This is a genomic window from Halomonas sp. WWR20, from assembly GCF_054602495.1.
In genome coordinates, this window is record NZ_JBTRHR010000001.1 from 612789 (window position 1) to 631871 (window position 19083).

The following is a 19083-nucleotide window of genomic DNA, read 5'->3' on the forward strand; positions in this document are numbered from 1 at the left end:
GTCACACCGTATCCTGCCCCTGCTTTCGCTGTACCGTCTGCCACCATTCGCGCAGGGTCAGAGATTCGGCCAAATCGGCGAATTCCAGCGCCACGCCGGTGTCGCTCCACGCCATGGACAGGTTGAGCATGCGCATCGAGTCCAGGCCAAGATCCAGCAAGTTGTCGTCGTCGCCAATCGTTTCGGCCGGCTCATCGATCATCCGCGCCACGTCCTCACGCATGCGCTCCAGGGTCAGCGGCCCCTTATCACTCGTCATTGCAATGTCTCCAGCAACTGTTCTGTCATCATCGGTACACCGCAGGTACGGGCAATCCAGCGCAACGCGCTGTCATGGTCGGCACGCGAGAAGTCGGCCAGCGCATCAGCGGCGATGAACGGCTCGATGTCACGCTGGAATGCCTCGGCCACGGTGACGGCACAACCGATGTGGGCGTAGACACCGGTCACCAGCAGTTGGTCACGTTCGCGCACGCGTAGCATCGTCTCCAGATTGCTGCGCTGGAAGGCGCTGTAACGGTGCTTGACCAGCACATGATCGTCGGGGGTCGGCGCCAGCGCATCGACGATCGCTTCATGCTCTGGCACCGCACGCATTCCCGGCCCCCACAGGTCGGCCTGCAGCCCGCGATCGCGCCGATCCTGGTCACCGCGCTGTGCGGTGTAGAAAATGGGGACTTCAAGCGCGCGACAGCGTGAAATCAGACGCGCCATGTTGGCGACCGCCGGCGCCAGCGGGGCGGCGTTCGCCTCGTATGCCGCGAGGAAGTAGCGCTGCATGTCATGCACCAACAGCGCCATGCGCTGCGTCTCCGGGCGCCACGGCGCACGTGGCTCCGGCAATTCGTCCGGTGTCGGCAATGCATAGCCGGCAATCGTCGGCAGTCCCATCAATCCCTCTCCTCGTCCTGGTTGAGCCCGCTCTGATCGAGAAAATGCTGGCGTAGCTGGGCGCGCAGCTCACGACGGCTGACTTTGCCTACTGCGGTGGTGCCGAAGGCATCGACGAACACGATCTGATCCGGCACCTTGAACGCCGCCAGCCCAAGCTCGCGCGCCCAGGCCTTCAATGCAGCCGCACGAGGCCGCTCGCCGCGCGCGATGACGAAGGCACAACTGCGCTCCCCCAGGTAGTCGTCGGGAATCGAGACCACGGCGGCGTCGAACACCGCCGGATGCGTCAGCAGGTGATCCTCGATCTCCTCCGCCGATATCTTCTCGCCGGCGCGGTTGATGTGGTCGGTTGCCCGGCCCTGGACAATCAGATAGCCACCGGGCAGTCGCTGCACCATGTCACCGGTCCGGTAGTAGCCATCCGCGGTGAAGCTGCGCGCGTTGGCGGCAGCGTCGTTGTGATAGGCGCGAATGGTATACGGTCCGCGCACCAGCAGATGTCCTGCCGTCCCCTCGGGTACCGGCTCTCCCTGATCGTCGACGACCAATATTTCGTCGCCCGGACTGATCGGCCGCCCCTGGGTGTTGAGCACGATATCGTCGGGATCGTCCAGGCGGGTGTAGTTGACCAGCCCCTCGGCCATGCCGAAGACCTGCTGCAGCTTGCAGCCCAGCCCTGCCACCACCCGACGCGCCGCCTCGGTTACCAGCTTGGCACCGCCCACCTGCACCACTTGCAGGCTCGACAGGTCGTGCGCAGCTCTGGCCGCGGCATCGGCCCACAACAGTGCCAGCGGCGGCACCAGGCCGACGCAAGTCACCCGCTCGCGGGCAATCAGCGGGAACGCCGCATCCGGCCCGGGACCGGGGCTGAGCACCACGCGCGCGCCCGCGTACAATGCGCCCAGCCAGCCCGGAGAACTCATCGGAAAGTTATGGGCGGCCGGCAGCGCCACCATATAGACGCTGTCGCGATCGATGGCGCAGATCTCGTTGCTGGCGCGAAACGAATAGATATAGTCGTCGTGAGTGCGCGGAATCAGCTTGGACAATCCCGTGCTGCCACCCGATATCTGCAGGAAGGCGACCGACTGCGGGTCCGGGTCGCCAGGCAACTTGTCAAGGTCACCGTTGAGCGCGGCCAGCGACACGAACTCCTCGGCCTCGCCGGCGATCACCACGTGACGTATAGCGGGCACCTCGTCACGCAGCTTGCGAGCCAGGGTACGGTAGTCGAAACCCTCGTAACGCTCTGCCGCTACATACGCGCTGGCATCGGCCTTATTTGCGAAGTGCGCGATCTCGGTGATCCGATGCGCCGGCAGCGCGTATACCGGCACCAGACCGGCACGGAACAGACCGCAGACCAGCGTGATGAACTCGGTGACATTGCCCAACTGCACCACGACCCGATCCCCCGGACGCAGGCCGAGCTCGATCAGCCCGGACCCGATGCGTCCGGCCTCGTGCCAGAGCTGTGCATAGGTGTAACGCGCATCGCCTGCCACTACCGCCACGTCATCCGCGAAGCGTTCGGCACGCTCGCGCAGAAATCCGGGGAACGTCTCGCCCCGCCAGTATCCCGCGGCGCGATAGCGTTCGGCGAATGCCTCAGGCCAGACCTGCCGCAATGGCAGACGTGTATTCGTGGTATCGCTCATCGAATCCTCGGTTTCGTTAGACTGCCTGCGTTTCGTCGATGCCGAGCGCATGCAACAACGCCATGAACTTGGCCGACGTCTCCTCCACCTCGAGTGCGGGCTGCGAATCGGCGACGATCCCCGCCCCGGCGAACAGGCGCAGGGTCCGGTCCTGCACGCGAGCGCAGCGAATCGAAACGTACCAGTCTCCGTCGCCTTGCGCGTCGACCCACCCCACCGCACCGGCATAGAAGCCACGCTCGACCAGCTCCAGGGACCTGATCGCTTCCAGCGCAGACTGACGTGGCGTACCACAGACCGCTGGCGTGGGGTGTAGCAGTCCGGCCAGCGCGGCACACGACATGGCAGGCGCCTTCAGCGTGCCGACGATGCGCGTCCCCAGGTGCCACATGGTTTCGGTGGAGTGAAGAGACGGCAGCGACGGCGCCTCCAACTCACTGCACAGCGGCGCCAGGGTTTCCACAATGGCCTCGACGACGTAACGATGCTCGTCGAGATCCTTGGACGACGCCTGCAGTGTTTCCGCTACGCGGGCATCCTCGCTGGCATCCGTGCAACGCCGTGCGGAACCCGCCAACGGGTGGGAAACCACGGTCCGCCCGCGCCGGGAAATCAGCAGCTCCGGCGAGGCCCCGACCAGCCAGGCCGGTGCCTCGCCATCGGCCACCGGCAGCGGGACCACGTAGGTGGCCACGCTGGGGTCACGCCCAAGGAGCGAGGCCAGCGCAAGCGGATCGACCGTTTCCGAGGCCTGCACCCGCAGACTACGGGCCAGTACCGCCTTGCGGAGTTCTTCTTCACCGCACTGCAGTCGCGCGACGCAACGTGCGACCATCGCGGCATAAGCATCGGCCGTCGGCTCCGCGATGACGTTGCCGGAAAACGCCGGGAGCGCCTCCCTGGCAGGCATGGCGGGCAGTGACAACCGCTTCGGTTGATATAACGCATCGTCGGCATGCGGATCGAACGGCAAGGCACCGACCAGCAACGACGGCCCGGGACGAGACACCGAGAAGAACGCCTGCACGCGCTCTTCCAACGTGGCGGCCGCCCCGCCGGGCAACCGCTCACAACAACCGGACGCCTCCAACGAGTGCCGCGGCGCACGCAACATGAATCGCGCCGGATCCTCGTCATCTCGCTGGCTGATGTCATGACGAAATGGTGCGACAGTCATTGAACCTCTCCAATGCGATCAGGGCCATGCAGGACGACGGCTAACGCAAGCGCCATCAATAAAATTCCCACCAGCAGGTAGGGAGCGCTCGGCCACCACTGGTATAACAACGTTCCCGCCAGCGGCCCGCCGACCATTCCCAATCCTTGTACCGATGCCACCAGCCCCGCCGCCGTCCCCTGCTCGTGAGCCTCAACCGAGTCCGCTGTCATGGCCTGTAACGCAGGACGAACGAAACCCATGCCCAGCCCGGCCAGACCATACACAGCCAATAACTGCCATTGCGTTTCCACCAGGGAGACGCAAGCGAATCCGATGCTCGACAGCAGCGCCCCTGTCACCATCCAGCGAGTCGGTGCCAGCTCGAGGCGCGTCATCGTCCACTGAGAAAGGATTAGACCCACCCCGACAGCCGTCAGGGCGAGACCAGCGACTCGAGCCCCCTGGTCAGGGGACAGCTGCAGACGATCGATCGCGAAAAAACCCACGGTAACCTGAGCCACAGTCACCGACATCATCGCAACGAATGCGGCATATATCGGCAACCGAAGGCGCTTATCGAACCACCCTACCTTCGGTTTTTCCTGGAAATAAGCAGTGGACTCAGGAACAGAACCCGGCAGCTTCCACCAGACCAGAATCAGCGAAAAAAGCGGCAGAAGTGCAGCGCCATAAAGCACCCAGGAAAGATCGTATAGAGCGCCCCAGCCTGCGATGACCGGGCCGGCAACCATGCCAACAGCATTGGCGGCCCCCAGCTTAGCCATGACCCCAGCACGCTTCCCTGGTGGCATATGATCGGCCACATGGGCCGCAGCAGCAGGCGGAACAGCGGCGTAAAACACCCCCACCAAGGCACGGGCCCCAACGAGTATGGCAATGGAAAAGACAACGGCGGGTGGGTTCTGCAGCGCAACGTCGACAAAGATCGCCAGCGCAGCATAAATCACGGCATAGGCCGCCAATGCGACCAGTAACACCCGCTTTCGTCCTACGCGGTCACTCAACCCGCCCCAATAGCGCGCTGCCAGCATCCACAGCACACCTGCCGCCGTCATAGAAAGCCCCGCGTGCCACTCTTCGAGCCCGAGCAGACGGACAACAGGGCCGACGACTGCCACAAACGCCATCATCGCCATCGTTCCCGATAATGCGATGAAAACGAGCACATTCAACCCAGGGGTATATTGACGCGTTACCATTTGGAAATTCACTTAATATCAGGATAAAGCCGGCCTCAAGATTCCAGAAACCTTCGATAGGACAGATAAAAAGCACGCATTAAAGCGGCGCTGTCGAATCATCCATCAAGGGCAAGACACGCCCCAAACCCGCCGATCGAAATCCTTATTCAATGCACAGTTGCCATCAATATCCGGACAATAATGACTGACACACCCCTGAGGATTCAGCAGAACCCTACACATGCTATGTTGAACAATAAAATAAAAGCAAACGATTTTTATTTGTAAACGCAATCGTATCAAGCCAGTAGCCGGCGTCTACTGGAGCAGCCTATCCACTGCCTCATGTGTCGCTGAGGCTTGGCAACAGCAACGTGGCTTGCGCGATATTTTCGGCTAAAGCACGCCTTCAGCATCGATTGCACGCCGCTCGCACCGCCCACCTCGCCACAACCAACTTCCCGCCAAACGACATGCCGCCGCTGAAGCGAAATACTTTGCGAAAGCTAATGATAACAAATATCATTCACAATATGAATCGGTGCGAACTTAGCCTCTCATCGCCAATTTATGCCCATGTGCTGACCGGCCCCGGGACGGTCCGGCCGCCTCAAGCAACGCCGGCTCAAACGTTCCGTTTCATGGCGAGGGGATCTCGCCCCCTCTTTGTGACTCAACCCAGGAGACTCATTGAATGTCACGCTACCCATCACGACTCCAGTCGTTACAGCATTTTCTCAATAAGCTATTGATTCTTGCATTGTTTGTCGCCCCGCTCTGGGCGGCGCAGCAGGCCTTTGCCGCTCCGCCCAGCGTGGAGCGATCGGTCAAGGTCGGCGGGAACGTCTATCAGATCGTATTCAACCCCGAAGACCAGCGTGTCTACGCGGCGGTGACCGGAGGCGATGTCATCAACGACGAAGGCGAAGTCGAACAGGTGAGCCCCGGCATCGTCGCACTCGATGGCGAGACGCTCGATATCGTGAACAAGATTGACACAGGCAAAACCCTGCCCTTCGGACTTGCCCTGAACCCAAAAACGCAGAAGCTGTACACCACGGATACCCGCAACGGTACAGTCGGCGTCTACGATGTCGATACGGGCAAGGAAGTCGCGCTCATCTCGAACCCCGATGACGAGTCCGCGCACTTACGTGAGGCGGTGGTGGACGAAGCCACCAACACGATCTACGTCACCGTCGTCGGTGGCTTCACTCGTGGTGATGGCCCTGCGCCCCAGAGCGCTGTCTGGGTGATCGATGGCGAAACAGATACGTTGACGGATGTCATCAGCGATCCCGTGCAAACCGCCACTGGTCTCGCCATCGACTCGAAAAACGAACGTCTGTACGTTTCCGACCTGGCCAACAATCAGGTCGCCGAGATCGACCTGAAGACGCACGAGGTGCTACGTAAGTTCGCTTCCGTCGCGAAGCGCGAAGGTCCCGCCAAGCCCGGCGCCGAGCAAAAAGCGCCATCAGACACGGTCAACCTTGAAATCGATACGGACAACGGGCTGCTGTATGCCATCAACCAGGAGTCCGGCGGCGTCGCGGTGATCGACCTCGCCGATGGCAAGTTAGTCGACAGCGTCAAGACGGGCGACGGCGCCTTGAGCGCAGCGCTCAACCCCCAGACGGGTGACCTGTATGTCGCCAACCGCGGTGACGGAACCGTCTCCGTTGTCGACGGCGGAACTCATTACGTGACCGCCCATCTACCCAGCGGCACTTATCCGCAAACCGTGGCCGTCGATCCGGAAAGCGGTCGGGTATATGTCAGCAACAAGGCCAAGGGAAAAGGCCGGCACGGTCCCGAAGACGCTCCCGTACCCTACGAGCCAGGCGGAAATACTATTATCCTGATCCAGCCCTGAGCGTCGGCCTTACACCCGTAAGCATTGCTCCAAGGATCCCCGGGCTTCCGGGGATTCTTGCATAGGCTCTCCCTTTTTCCTTCGACGGCGCCAGGCCTACCCTTCGTGTGTCAGCCTTTACCCAACACACGACAGATAGCTCTCGGGAAGTTTGGGAAAAAGACCTGACAGTCCATCCATCAGGCAACTACCACCCTCCCGTTCCGCGCCAAGTTGCCAATACCCTCACTTATCGTACGCAACTCGGGGAGATTTGTAGCGACCGCAGTATGCTAGCGCTCGATATATGGGTCACTTGTCGCTCAGGCTTTCCACGCTCCGGGCAGCGACTGTCGCGAGAGAGGTGATGCAAAAAAAGCCACAAGGAGCATGGTGCCCCTTGTGGCTCGCGAGATGACTGGCATGCTTACCACTAAGTAGAGCCAGCGACTCTACGCAGTCGGCTCAACCGTCCGTCAAAAGTCGTAACGCAGCGATGCGACGACATTGGAAGGCGCACCTACCATGTTGAAAGTGTTCACCCCCCCGACGCGATTGTAATATTCACGGTCGAAGATGTTGTTGAAGTTCAACTGGCCACTGATATGGGAGGTGAAATCATAGCCGAGCATCGCATCGACCACGGCGTAACCCGGTGCTTCGACATCGTTGCTCGAGCTGAAATCGCTCATCGCGGTGACTCCACCACCAACATGCAGCCCATCGAGCATGCCACCGCTGAAGCCGTACTGCGTCCAGAGATTGACGATGTTGTTGGGCATCAGCAGGAAGATGCCATCATCACGCGACGTGGAAGCTTCCTCGACTTCGGTATCGAGGTAGGTGTAGCCGGCGATGACGTCCCACTGCGGCGTCAGCGCTCCGGTCAGCTCCAGCTCGGCGCCCTGGATGCGCATCTTGCCCACCGCCACGACATAGTCGGCGCCGGTGTCGTCGGGAGTCGCCGCGCGATTCTCGTCGTAGAGGCGGAAGGCACTGAGCCGAGCATTCAGGTCGCCACCGAAGTAGCTGCCCTTGAGCCCCACTTCGTACTGGTCACCCTCGCGCGGTTCGAGCAAATCGCCGCCGGCATCGTATTCGGTCTGGGGTTTGAAGACCTGCGAATAGCTGGCATAGAGCGAGTGATGGGGGCCAAGGTCGTAGACCAGGCCGGCATAGGGAGTGAACTCGGTGTTGCTACGGCTCTGACTGTCGTCGGCCACGCGGTCCGCATAGTCGATGTCGTAACGGCTCAGCCGCCCGCCGGCAATTAGCGCCAGCGACTGCACGGGGCGCAAGGTCAGCTTGGAATAGACGCCGGTCTCCTCGAGCGTGGTTTCGCTGTGGCTGTATCCCCGGCCGCTGACCCGCGCCGCGCCGAGGATGTCGACATAGGCGAGATCGTTGAGCTCATCGAGGGTCACGGGATTGGGGGTCAGGCTGCGCGAGCGCCCCGACTCGGTGTCGGTCTCATAGCGCTTGTAGTCGCTGCCGACGACGAACTCACTGACATTGCCAAAGGCTGAGAACGGCTGGCTGTAACTGGCATCCAGCGACAGCGCCTGCTGATCAACGCGCGCAGCGGTCCCGGCCACCGATAGGGTCCCGTCGTCATTCAGCGCACTGCCGCCGAAGGCATAATTGTAGTCGGCGTTGCGGTCGGAGTAGCGCGCCGCGATACGCCCGTAACCGCCATTGGTGAACCGGTGCGTCAATTCGGCGATCCAGTCGTTGGACTGGCTTTCGAAATCGTTCCAGTCGGCGCCATAAAAAGCCGAGCGGCGTCCGTAGAGCAAGTCACCGTCACTATCCACCGGCTGGCCGTTGTTGACCACGATATCCTTGGTGTTGCGGATGAAGGCCAGGCCCAGGGTGGTCGCCTCGTCGAGATCGACGTCCACGGCGGCGTAGATGTCGTTCTGCTCGTTATCATTATGGTCGACGAACTGTGCGTGCTCGGTGTGATCGATCACAAGCCGGCCGCGAATCCGCCCCTCGGCGTCGATCGGCCCCGACAGGTCGGCCTGCGTTGCGCGTTGGTCGATACTGCCCACGCTGCCGCTGACGTGACCCTGGAACGTATCGGTGGGACGCTTGCGAACGAGGTTGACGATACCGCCCATCTCGCTGGTACTGTTGAACAGACCCGACGGCCCGCGCATGATCTCCACGCGATCGAAGGCGGCCAGCGACGGCACCGAGCCATTGATGCTGGTCATCGGCGCCGGCAGGCCGTCGATATTGAATTCGTCGTATTCATAGCCGCGGGCGTAGATCGACGAGCGGCCGTTATCGTTGCTCAACACGCGCATGCCGGGCGTGCGCCGGCCCAGCTCATCGAGTGTCGTGAGGTTTTGATCCTCGATGGCATCGCGCGTCACCACGCTTATCGACTGGGGAATGTCGCGCAACGCCGCCGGCGTCTTGGTCCCCACGGTCGCGGCATCCACGCTATATCCCTGAGTCACTTCCGAGGGCAGCATCTCGTAGAGCCGGTTACCCTCGACGGTAATGGTGTCGAGACGAGTGTTGGGGTTTTCCGCCGGCTCCTGCGCCCAGACACCAGGAGGCGTTCCCAGCCACAAGGTCCCGCCAATCGCCAGGGACAAGGCCGTTTTTCTGTTCGTATCACTCAATTTGTTCGTTCCCATTTGCACCTGCCTATCCAAGTGACAATGATAATCCATTGCAACAAACGCCGAAGCCGAGCATTATTTCAACTACAAGATCGCCTCGCCTTTGCGAAACTGGCGAATTGCTTTGTGAACTGGGCGAAATGCCCACCCTCTCGGAACCCTTCTCCGCCCGGTTTCCAGTGACACAAGAGTCCGCCCATGTCTGCCACCCCCTCGCCGACAATCGACCAGCAACGGCTTCGCGCCATGGCATCACCGCTCGTGACACATCACCAACTGCATGCGCCGCACTGGGACCATCACGCGCCCCTGCTCGAGGGCAGCATGCGCATGATCCAGCCCCAGTCCGGCATGTATATCAGGCTAGCGGATGTCAGGGATCGCTATGACCTGCTCAGCGAGGCCGAGCTATCACCGGGCATCCAACTGGCCCTGGTCCTGTCCGGACAGGCCCGAGTCAGGTTCGGCCATCACCGGCTCACGCTGGGGCCGGAAAACGCCGGGAGTCCCGCGTCGCAAGCCATGCTGGTTTCGTTGAACGAAGCGGAGACCTTCCGGCGGGAGGGGCGCGCCGGTGGATACGAACGGACCCTGACGATCACCCTCACGCCCGAATGGCTGCAGCGTCATCTGACCTCCGAAATGGATAGAGAACTCCGCAAGCGCCTCGAGCTGCACCTGACGCTGGCGAACTGGCTGCCGTCACCGACGCTGCAGGCGCTGGCCCGGGAGCTGTTCGAACCCTCGCCGGCATCTCCGGGCAGTCTCGCGCAGCGGCTGCAAGTCGAGGGGTGCGCCCTGTCGCTCGTCAGTGAAGCGCTGACCGCGGTACACGCGGCTGATGGACCCGCCTGCGCCCGGCCAAGCGCCTACGAGAGCCGACGCTTGAAGCGTCTGCGCGAGATGATTGACAGTGGTGAAGCCGAGCGTTTGACGCAGGGAGAACTGGCGGAGCGCCTCAGCATGAGCCACAGCAGCCTGCAGCGACAATTTCGCGCCCACTTCGGCATCAGCCTGGGACGCTATCTGCGCCAGCACCGGCTGAACGCGGCACGCTACGCGCTATGTCACGACAGGATCAGCGTGGAGACCGCCGCGGCACTCGCCGGCTATACCAGCGCGGCCAATTTCGCCACGGCCTTCAAGCGCCAATTCGGGGAAAACCCCAGCGCCTGCCGCAGAGCGGGTTAATACCAGGCGCAGAGCGGCTTTAAACCGGTGCCAGGCCGAATTCATGCGCGTCGACCACGCCCTCCAGGCGCCCCAACTGACCGATCTGCCCTTCGTCGAGGCGCTGATCGAAGCGCCGCGCGCGATTGTTCACATTCATCACCGCGCGTACCTGGGCGGGCTGCCCGCGAATATCCAGACGCTGCACCCAGGCCAGCGTGCCGCTGGAATACTTGGCCAGCGAGCCGATGGGCGCCGTACCGAAACGCTTGATGTAACGTTGCACCCAGGCATTATCGAACTGTCCCGGGGCTCCCAGCAGATGACGATAGATATCCATCAGCGACCAGGCAGACCGGTCGGCACGCTTGCGGGCCATGGCGTCCGCCACGTCGACGACGGCCATCATCCGCGCCAGTTCGGAGAGTTGCTCTCCTTGGGCCGCCCGCGGGTAGCCACTACCGTCGAGACGCTCGTTGCCCATGCCGATGACTGCCGTGACCACTTCCGGGGCCAGCCAGCGACATGTTTCAAGACGCGCCAGCAGCAATGCCACGTGTTTCTGCAACTCTGCACGCTGCTCCGCGGAGAACGGCGTAGGACTGGCGACAAGCGCCTCGGGCAACAACGCCTTGCCCAGATCATGCACCAGGGCGCAGGCGATGAGCGCCTTGAGAACATCCGGCGCCAGGCGTCGGGCCTGCCCTAGGTCGGCCAGGCGTACCGCGACCGCCAACGAATGTTGGATCAGGACCGGCTGATGAGGCAGGCACACCGTGGCATACAGCAGGGCTTCACGATCCTGCTGGAGCAACGCCAATAACGCATCGCTCTGGCGCGACAGCAATGCCGGTTCGATCGCCGCACCTGCCTGTAACTGCAACAGCTGCGCATTGAGGTAGGCGGCCACTTTGGCCAACCGTTTGGTCATTGCGCCCCCGGCAAGCGGCGCAGCCGACCCGGAAGCTTCCGCAGCCGTCTTGGACGAGGCATCGTTGGCCGACTGAAACAACGCGGACGGCGACAATGCCTTGCTCCCCGCCAGTGCGTTGCGTGCACTTTCCCGCTCGATCTCCTTGACGAAATACCACACCAGGCGCTCGACGCTGGGCGTGGCGCCGACGAACTCACACCCGGCCAACGCCGTCGTCCATTCATTATTGGTCCGCACATGCCGAATGTGCGCCTGCGCCTCGAGAGACTGGCCATTCGGGAAGTGTGCCGTCAGACGCGCCGGATGACGGGCGTTCTTCAGCAGGACGGCATGCGCCAAGGAGACCTCCAGCATGCAGCCGCCCAGCGACAGATTCTTCAATTCTCCGCGTATCGCCTCGGCCTGGGTAGGCAGGAACAGGTCGGCGCGGACTTGCATGCCGGGTTTGAGCTCGGCGCGAAACGCATTGCGGCGATGCACGACATTGGCCGACTGGGGATAGGCGCAACGAAACTGTACCCGGGACGGCGCATCGATACGCTCACCGGCGACCAGCGTCGCCGTTCGCACCATGGCGCCGTGCGCCTGTCCGATCAGACTGAATTCCGCCCCCGCCTTGAGGCGCTGGGCGATTTCCGGCGTCGCCGTGATATCGATGATCAGCCGCTCGCCCGGCGAGATGTCCATCAGCAGTGCCGGCCACAGCACGCCCGACTCCTCCTCGAAGCACAGGCTGGCGCCTCCCGGCTGGCACAAGGCTTCCAGCAGCGACAGCAGTTCGCCGGGGTGTTTGACTTCAGTGGGAGACATGCTTGGCTCCGGCATACTGGCCTCTCGATGCGATGAAGAAAGAAGCGGATACGGTCGTGGGATAGCGATACTCATAGGGGTTATCGGCAGAAAACACGCCGACTGAAGTCGTAATTAACTGCCCGTTCAGCGGTTTACCAGCGGCGGGCATCGCGCAGACCATAAAAAAACCCCGGCGCTGCCGGGGTGGAAAAGAGATCCAGACGAAGCCGGTTCTGCCAACCTCACGGCATGTGCGCCGCTTCGAGATCGCCCTCGCGATAGCCGATCAAGTAGAGCACGGCATCCAGGCCCAGCGTGGAAATCGACTGGCGTGCCTGTTGGCGCACCAGCGGCTTGGCGCGAAAGGCGATGCCCAGTCCGGCAGCGGCGAGCATCTTGAGGTCGTTGGCTCCGTCACCCACGGCGATGGTCTGCTCCAGACGCAACCCTTCGCGTCCCGCGATCTCCCGGAGCAGCGCGGCCTTGCGGTCGGCATCAAGAATCGGCTCCTGCACTTCTCCAGTGACCTTGCCATCGCGGATGATCAGCTCGTTGGCATGCACCTCGTCGAACCCCAGCCTTTCCTGCAGATAACGTGCGAAATAGGTAAAACCGCCGGAGAGAATCGCCGTGCGATACCCCAGCCGCTTGAGATGCGCCATCAGGCGTTCGGCCCCGTCCATCAGTGGCAGGCTCTCGGCAATCTCGACCAGCACCGACTCGTCCAGCCCCTTGAGCTTGCTCATGCGCTCGCGAAAGCTCTGCTGGAAATCCAGTTCGCCGCGCATGGCTCGCTCGGTGACTTCCGCCACCTCCTGACCCACGCCATGGCGACGCGCCAGCTCGTCGATGACTTCGGCCTGAATCAAGGTGGAATCCATATCGAAGCAGATCAGTCGCCGGTGGCGGCGCCAGATGGAGTCTTCCTGCAGAGCGATGTCGACGCCATGCACCGCTCCCAACGCCAGCGCTTTCTCGCGCAGGCGCTCGAGATCGATCTCCTCGCCGCGCAGCCAGCATTCGACGCAGGCGCCACGTGGCGTGACTTCGCCGTCCAGCGGCTCGCGTCCCGACAGCCGATGGATCAGTTCCACCGTCAGGCCGTGCTCGGCGGTCAAGGCGCCGACCTCGGCCAGGATGCCGGCCGGCAGGCGTGGCGCCAGTAGCGTCAGGATCAGCCGCGGACGGCCGGCCTGCGTGCTCCAACGCTGATACTCCTCAGCGCTGACCTGCAACGCCTGAATATCCAGGCCCAGACGCTCCCCGGCCTCGCTCAGCGCCGCTTCGAGATCGGCCTCGCGCTCGAGCCCCACCAGCGCTTCGAGCGACACGATACCAAAAGTCACGCTCTGATTGATATCGAGCAGGCGCGCGCCGCTCTGGGCCAGGGCGCGTCCCAGTCCGGCCAGTTGGCCGGGACGCGCATTGCCGGTGGCGCGAATAAGAATGCGTCGGGTCATGAAGGTATCCCAGCGTCGTCAGTCGTCATTGAACTATCCCCCGGTCGATTCGGCCTCGAGCCGGTCGACCTTCTGAAAGCCGCGCGGCAACTTGCTGCCACGCCGGCCACGTTCACCCACATAGTATTCGAGGTCGGCCGCCTTGAGCGCCAACTTGCGCTTACCCGCATACACGGTCAAGGTGTCACCCGGTGCCAACAGGACCACGTCGCGCACGAACTCCTCGCGGTTCGCGGCCCGTGCTCCGGGGATATCAAGCATCTTGTTGCCCTTGCCCTTGGCCATCGCCGGCAACTGCTCGAGCCCGAAGATCAATAGGCGCCCCTCGTTGGAAACGCTGGCGACCCGCAGCGTCGTATCCTCCTGATCGGGATAGGGAATCACCACCGGCGGCAGCACATTGCAACCCTTGGGTACCGACAACACCGCCTTGCCCGACTTGTTCTTGCCGATCAGCTCCTCCAGCCGGACCACGAAACCGTAACCACCATCGGAGGCCAGCAGGAAGCGAGTGTCCGGCGAGGCCAGCATCAAGCCCATCATGTGCGCCCCGGCGGCGGGATTGATGCGTCCGGTGATCGGCTCCCCCTGGCTACGCGCGCTGGGCAGGTTGTGCGCCGCCAGCGTGTAGGTGCGGCCACTGTCGTCGAGCAGTACCAGCGGCTGATTGGTCTTGCCGCGCGCGGCCAGATGGAAGCGGTCGCCCGCCTTGTAGGACAGGCCGGCCGGATCGATCTCATGACCTTTGGCGCTACGAATCCAGCCCTTTTCGGAGAGCACCACGGTGACCGGGTCGGCCCCCATCAATTCGACTTCGGAGAGCGCCTTGGCCTCTTCGCGTGCGATGATCTGAGAGCGCCGCGCATCGCCATGCTCACGTCCCGCCTCGCGCAGCTCCTCCTCGATCAGGTCGGTCAATGCGGCTTCGTTGCCCAGCAGCTCCTGGAGTCGCTCGCGTTCGGCCATGAGTTCGTCCTGCTCGCCGCGGATCTTGAACTCTTCGAGCTTGGCCAGGTGGCGCAGACGCAACTCGAGAATCGCCTCGGCCTGGCGTTCGGAGAGCCCGAAAGCCTCCACCAGCGCTGCCTTGGGCGCGTCCTCCTCGCGGATGACGCGAATCACTTCATCGATATTGAGATAGGCGGTGAGCAGGCCTTCGAGGAGGTGCAGCCGGTCTTCGACCTTGCCCAGACGATGCTCGAGACGCCGGCGCACCGTGGCACGGCGGAATGCCAGCCATTCACCGAGCATGTCGGGCAGTGACATCACCCGCGGACGGCCATCGAGCCCGATGATGTTGATATTGACGCGGATGTTCTTCTCGAGATCGGTGGTGGCGAACAGATGCGCCATCAGCGCCTCGACATCGACGCGGTTGGAGCGCGGCTCGATCACCAGCCGGGTCGGCGTCTCATGGGTCGACTCGTCACGTAGATCGGAGACCATGGGCAGTTTCTTGGCCTGCATCTGAGCGGCGATCTGCTCGAGCACCTTGGAACCGCTGACCTGATAGGGCAGCGCGGTGACCACGATGCTGCCGTCTTCGAGACCGTAACGTGCGCGCAGCTTCACCGAACCGCGTCCACTCTCGTAGAGCTTTCTCAGGTCGGCGCGCGGCGTGATGATTTCCGCTTCGGTGGGAAAATCAGGCGCCGGCACATGCTTGATCAGGTCGCTTACCGTGGCATCGGGATGACGCAGCAGGTGACAGGTCGCCTCGACCACCTCGTTGACGTTATGCGGGGGAATGTCGGTGGCCATGCCCACCGCGATACCGGTGGCCCCGTTGAGCAGCACATGTGGCAGCCGTGCCGGCAATACCGCCGGTTCGTTCATGGTGCCATCGAAGTTGGGCATCCAGTCGACGGTGCCCTGTCCCAGCTCGGCCAGCAGCGCCTCGGAAAACTTCGACAACCGCGCCTCGGTGTAGCGCATCGCCGCAAACGACTTGGGGTCGTCGGGACTGCCCCAGTTGCCCTGTCCATCGACCAGCGGATAACGATAGCTGAACGGCTGCGCCATCAACACCATCGCCTCGTAGCAGGCGCTGTCACCATGCGGGTGAAACTTGCCCAGCACGTCGCCGACGGTACGCGCCGACTTCTTGTACTTGGCATTGGCGTTCAGCGCCAGTTCGCGCATGGCATAGATGATGCGCCGCTGCACCGGCTTCATGCCATCGCCGATATGCGGTAAGGCACGGTCGAGGATGACGTACATCGAATAATCGAGGTACGCCTTCTCGGTATATTCGCGGAGCGACAGACGTTCGACGTCGCCCTCTGCGACATGGATATCCATGGTCATTAATGCACCTTAAGAAAGTGGCTGCGCTCACTCATGCGTTATCGAAAATCGCCTCAAAGGACGCATTTACGCGATGTAAACGCCGTTCTCGGCGATTTCTGCCTGGGCATCGCTCACCCACTCTCAGCTTGGCGGGAGTCCGTTAATCGCAACGCCGCGCCGAGCGAAGGCCAGGGCAGGCAGTCGCTGTGCGGCAGACGGATTGGACTCGCACACGGGTTTACTGTTCGCAATGAGTATTCGGCCCGAGTTTGCGTCCGAGCGCAGCGGTTAATGCCGCCTGGCCGAGCGTAGAAAGACGCATTCACTCAAACCTCGATATCGGCAAGGTTTCCATAGTCTTCGAGCCAGGTCTTACGGTCGGCGGAGCGCTTCTTGGCCAGCAGCATATCCATCAATTCCAGCGTGCCGTCGCCTTCCTCGCGCGTCAGCTGCACCAGACGCCGCGTATCGCGGGCCATGGTGGTTTCACGCAGTTGCAGCGGGCTCATCTCCCCCAACCCCTTGAAACGCTGGACGTTGGGAGTGCCACGCTTGCCCTCCAGACGCTTGAGCGTCGCGGCCTTCTCGCTCTCGTCGAGCGCATAGTAGACCTCCTTGCCGAGATCGATGCGATACAGCGGCGGCATGGCGACAAATACGTGGCCGGCATCGACCAGCGCCGGGAAATGCCGCACGAACAGTGCGCACAGCAAGGTGGCGATATGCAGCCCGTCGGAGTCGGCATCGGCGAGAATGCACAGCTTGTGATAGCGCAGCTTGGAGAAATCGTCGCTGCCCGGGTCCATGCCGATGGCCACGGCGATGTCATGCACTTCCTGGGAACCGAAGATATCGTGGGAGTCGACTTCCCAAGTATTGAGGATCTTGCCGCGCAGCGGCAGGATCGCCTGGGTCTCGCGATCGCGGGCCTGCTTGGCACTGCCGCCGGCGCTGTCCCCTTCGACCAGAAACAGCTCGCTGGCCACCGGATCCTGCCCCGAGCAGTCGGCCAACTTGCCGGGCAGGGCCGGGCCTGCCGTCACCTTCTTGCGCACCACCTTCTTGGCACTCTTCTGGCGGCGCTGGGCGGCGTTGATCACCATCTCGGCCAAGGCTTCGGCTTGGTCGACATGATGATTCAGCCACAGCGAGAAGGCGTCCTTGACCACGCCGGAAACGAATCCCGCCACGGTACGCGACGACAGGCGCTCCTTGGTCTGACCGGCGAATTGCGGGTCGAGCATCTTCACCGAGAGGACGAAGGAGACCCGCTCCCATAGATCGTCGGGGGTCAACTTGACGCCGCGCGGCAGCAGGCTGCGAAACTCGCAGAACTCGCGCAGCGCTTCCAGCAGGCCGGAACGCAGGCCATTGACATGCGTGCCTCCCAGCGTCGTGGGAATCAGGTTGACGTAGGATTCCGTCACCGGTTCACCGCCTTCCGGTAGCCACTGGATGGCCCAATCCACTCCCTGTTCCTCATCCTCGAAGTGGCCGGTAAACGGCGATGCCGGCAGCACTTCGAAGCCATCGGTGGCCTGGGCCAGATAGTCGCGCAGTCCCGCCTCGTATTGCCATTCGCTCTCTGCACCGTCGGTCTCGGTGAGCACGACTTTAAGTCCAGGACACAGCACCGCCTTGGCGCGCAGCAGATGTTTCAGGCGCAGCAAGGAGAGCTTGGGACTGTCGAAATAGTGTTCCTCGGGCCAGAAGCGCACCATCGTTCCCGTGGTCCGCTTGGGGCAGCTGCCGATAACCGACAGCTCCTCGACCTTGTCGCCTTTCTCGAAGGCGATGGCGTAGCGCTGCCCCTCACGGCATACCTCGACCTCGAGCCGGCGCGACAGGGCGTTGACGACCGACACGCCCACACCGTGCAGCCCGCCCGAGAAGCGGTAACTCGTCTGGGAAAACTTGCCGCCGGCGTGCAGCCGGGTCAGGATCAGCTCGATCCCCGACACCCCGTGCTCGGGATGAATGTCGATGGGCATACCGCGCCCATCGTCGCTGACCTCGATGCCGCCATCGTCAAGCAGCCGCACGCGAATTTCGCGCGCATGACCGGCCAGCGCTTCATCGACACTGTTGTCGATAACCTCTTGGGCCAGGTGATTGGGTCGCGTGGTATCGGTGTACATGCCGGGGCGCTTGCGCACCGGCTCGAGGCCGGAGAGGACCTCGATGGAGCTGGCACTGTATTGCGTCATGCGTCATCCAGAGTGGTAACTGTCATTCGATGCGGCATTCGATGCGGCGTCCCGAGTGGATACATCCTCCGACGCACTCGGGCGACGAAGGATCCTGATCCTTGCATGCTCGCAGCTTATCCCGGCATATGCCGCTCAACCATGGTACGCAGTAGCATCTTCGCCGCCGGGGACGCGCGCTACCGGCAGATAATGGCCGCCATGGGCCAGAACCGCCGGCAGGTAGCGCGCGAGAGCACTGAATCCGTGATCGCCGCCGGGGTGGATGATGGTCCGACAACCTGCGTAGGCCTGCAGGGCATCGCGACTGTCGAGGGTTTCGTCCGCGCTGCCCAACAGTACCAGATAACGCTCAGGCTGGGTGATACCGTGGGGCGTGAGCGCTTCCAGTTCCTCGGCATGCTCCGTGCCAATCACGAAACGCTCGCCGGTATAGTCGTTCACCATGCAGGCCCCCAGCCACTCGCTGACCAATCGCGCCGGGCGTACCGCCGGGTTGATCAACACGCCACGCAATCCATGCCGCTCGACCAGACAGGTGGCGAGAAAACCGCCCATGGAGCTACCGATGACTAGCGTGTCCCGCCCCAGCGTTGCCAATGCCGTTTCTATGGCGTTCATGGCCGCCTGGGGACGGTGAGGCAACTGCAGTGCCGTAACGTCTGGCGAGTCGCCGGCATACGCTGACAGCGCCCGGCATGCCCGCTGCACCAGCTGCGCCTTGAGTGACGTCGCTCCGCTGTTGAACCCATGCAGGTAAAGCACATGCGATACCGGCGTCACCGGCTGCGAGTCGGCCCTCAGCATAACGCAAAACCTGTATC

General features: G+C 62.6%; 13 protein-coding genes. 2 read left to right on the plus strand and 11 right to left on the minus strand.

Annotated features, from left to right (window positions below; translation table 11 throughout):
• Nucleotide 1: 1 nt before the first annotated feature.
• From ACW4DH_RS02865 to ACW4DH_RS02885, 5 genes are read right to left on the minus strand one after another with little or no spacing between them, the layout of a single operon-like run.
• Nucleotides 2-259, minus strand: a complete 258-nt coding sequence (locus ACW4DH_RS02865) for a phosphopantetheine-binding protein (RefSeq protein WP_459634833.1) — start codon at nt 257-259, stop codon at nt 2-4.
• Entirely contained in the window at nt 256-891 is a 636-nt protein-coding gene (locus ACW4DH_RS02870) for an isochorismatase family protein (RefSeq protein ID WP_459634834.1), read from the minus strand. Before ACW4DH_RS02870 ends, ACW4DH_RS02865 begins: the two co-directional genes overlap by 4 nt.
• On the minus strand, nt 891-2555 hold the full coding sequence (locus ACW4DH_RS02875) for a (2,3-dihydroxybenzoyl)adenylate synthase (protein ID WP_459634835.1): 1665 nt from the start codon (nt 2553-2555) through the stop codon (nt 891-893). The genes ACW4DH_RS02870 and ACW4DH_RS02875 overlap by 1 nt, the downstream gene beginning before the upstream one ends.
• Before the next feature lie 16 nt (nt 2556-2571).
• Complete coding sequence (locus ACW4DH_RS02880; RefSeq protein ID WP_459634836.1) at nt 2572-3732, minus strand: isochorismate synthase; 1161 nt, start codon at nt 3730-3732, stop codon at nt 2572-2574.
• Nucleotides 3729-4934, minus strand: a complete 1206-nt coding sequence (locus ACW4DH_RS02885) for an MFS transporter (protein WP_459634837.1) — start codon at nt 4932-4934, stop codon at nt 3729-3731. Before ACW4DH_RS02885 ends, ACW4DH_RS02880 begins: the two co-directional genes overlap by 4 nt.
• Before the next feature lie 676 nt (nt 4935-5610).
• Here ACW4DH_RS02885 and ACW4DH_RS02890 point away from each other — a divergent pair.
• Nucleotides 5611-6792, plus strand: a complete 1182-nt coding sequence (locus ACW4DH_RS02890) for a YncE family protein (RefSeq protein WP_459634838.1) — start codon at nt 5611-5613, stop codon at nt 6790-6792.
• Nucleotides 6793-7247: 455 nt separating this feature from the next.
• On the opposite strand, the gene ACW4DH_RS02895 is transcribed toward ACW4DH_RS02890, so the two are convergent.
• Nucleotides 7248-9407 (minus strand): TonB-dependent siderophore receptor, encoded by a 2160-nt coding sequence (locus ACW4DH_RS02895; protein ID WP_459634839.1) that lies wholly within the window; start codon nt 9405-9407, stop codon nt 7248-7250.
• Between the two features lie 198 nt (nt 9408-9605).
• On the opposite strand from ACW4DH_RS02895, the gene ACW4DH_RS02900 reads away from it, so the two are divergent.
• Entirely contained in the window at nt 9606-10598 is a 993-nt protein-coding gene (locus ACW4DH_RS02900) for a helix-turn-helix transcriptional regulator (RefSeq protein WP_459634840.1), read from the plus strand.
• A 19-nt stretch (nt 10599-10617) separates the two neighbouring features.
• On the opposite strand, the gene ACW4DH_RS02905 is transcribed toward ACW4DH_RS02900, so the two are convergent.
• The 5 genes from ACW4DH_RS02905 to ACW4DH_RS02925 form a co-directional block, all read right to left on the minus strand.
• On the minus strand, nt 10618-12321 hold the full coding sequence (locus ACW4DH_RS02905; RefSeq protein ID WP_459634841.1) for an HD domain-containing phosphohydrolase: 1704 nt from the start codon (nt 12319-12321) through the stop codon (nt 10618-10620).
• A 224-nt stretch (nt 12322-12545) separates the two neighbouring features.
• Entirely contained in the window at nt 12546-13763 is a 1218-nt protein-coding gene (gene serB / locus ACW4DH_RS02910; RefSeq protein WP_459634842.1) for a phosphoserine phosphatase SerB, read from the minus strand.
• Between the two features lie 33 nt (nt 13764-13796).
• The gene (parC, locus tag ACW4DH_RS02915; protein WP_459634843.1) at nt 13797-16070 is read right to left on the minus strand and encodes a DNA topoisomerase IV subunit A; all 2274 of its coding nucleotides are present in this window, start codon (nt 16068-16070) and stop codon (nt 13797-13799) included.
• Between the two features lie 308 nt (nt 16071-16378).
• Entirely contained in the window at nt 16379-18259 is a 1881-nt protein-coding gene (gene parE, locus ACW4DH_RS02920; protein ID WP_459634844.1) for a DNA topoisomerase IV subunit B, read from the minus strand.
• A 135-nt stretch (nt 18260-18394) separates the two neighbouring features.
• The gene (locus ACW4DH_RS02925) at nt 18395-19066 is read right to left on the minus strand and encodes a YqiA/YcfP family alpha/beta fold hydrolase (protein WP_459634845.1); all 672 of its coding nucleotides are present in this window, start codon (nt 19064-19066) and stop codon (nt 18395-18397) included.
• Nucleotides 19067-19083: the final 17 nt, after the last annotated feature.

Coding starts and splice junctions, on each gene's coding strand:
- ACW4DH_RS02865 (WP_459634833.1), bottom strand. CDS start 259: ATGACGAGTGATAAGGGGCCGCTGACCCTGGAGCGCATGCGTGAGGAC.
- ACW4DH_RS02870 (WP_459634834.1), bottom strand. CDS start 891: ATGGGACTGCCGACGATTGCCGGCTATGCATTGCCGACACCGGACGAA.
- ACW4DH_RS02875 (WP_459634835.1), bottom strand. CDS start 2,555: ATGAGCGATACCACGAATACACGTCTGCCATTGCGGCAGGTCTGGCCT.
- ACW4DH_RS02880 (WP_459634836.1), bottom strand. CDS start 3,732: ATGACTGTCGCACCATTTCGTCATGACATCAGCCAGCGAGATGACGAG.
- ACW4DH_RS02885 (WP_459634837.1), bottom strand. CDS start 4,934: ATGGTAACGCGTCAATATACCCCTGGGTTGAATGTGCTCGTTTTCATC.
- ACW4DH_RS02890 (WP_459634838.1), top strand. CDS start 5,611: ATGTCACGCTACCCATCACGACTCCAGTCGTTACAGCATTTTCTCAAT.
- ACW4DH_RS02900 (WP_459634840.1), top strand. CDS start 9,606: ATGTCTGCCACCCCCTCGCCGACAATCGACCAGCAACGGCTTCGCGCC.
- ACW4DH_RS02905 (WP_459634841.1), bottom strand. CDS start 12,321: ATGTCTCCCACTGAAGTCAAACACCCCGGCGAACTGCTGTCGCTGCTG.
- serB (WP_459634842.1), bottom strand. CDS start 13,763: ATGACCCGACGCATTCTTATTCGCGCCACCGGCAATGCGCGTCCCGGC.
- parC (WP_459634843.1), bottom strand. CDS start 16,070: ATGACCATGGATATCCATGTCGCAGAGGGCGACGTCGAACGTCTGTCG.
- parE (WP_459634844.1), bottom strand. CDS start 18,259: ATGACGCAATACAGTGCCAGCTCCATCGAGGTCCTCTCCGGCCTCGAG.
- ACW4DH_RS02925 (WP_459634845.1), bottom strand. CDS start 19,066: ATGCTGAGGGCCGACTCGCAGCCGGTGACGCCGGTATCGCATGTGCTT.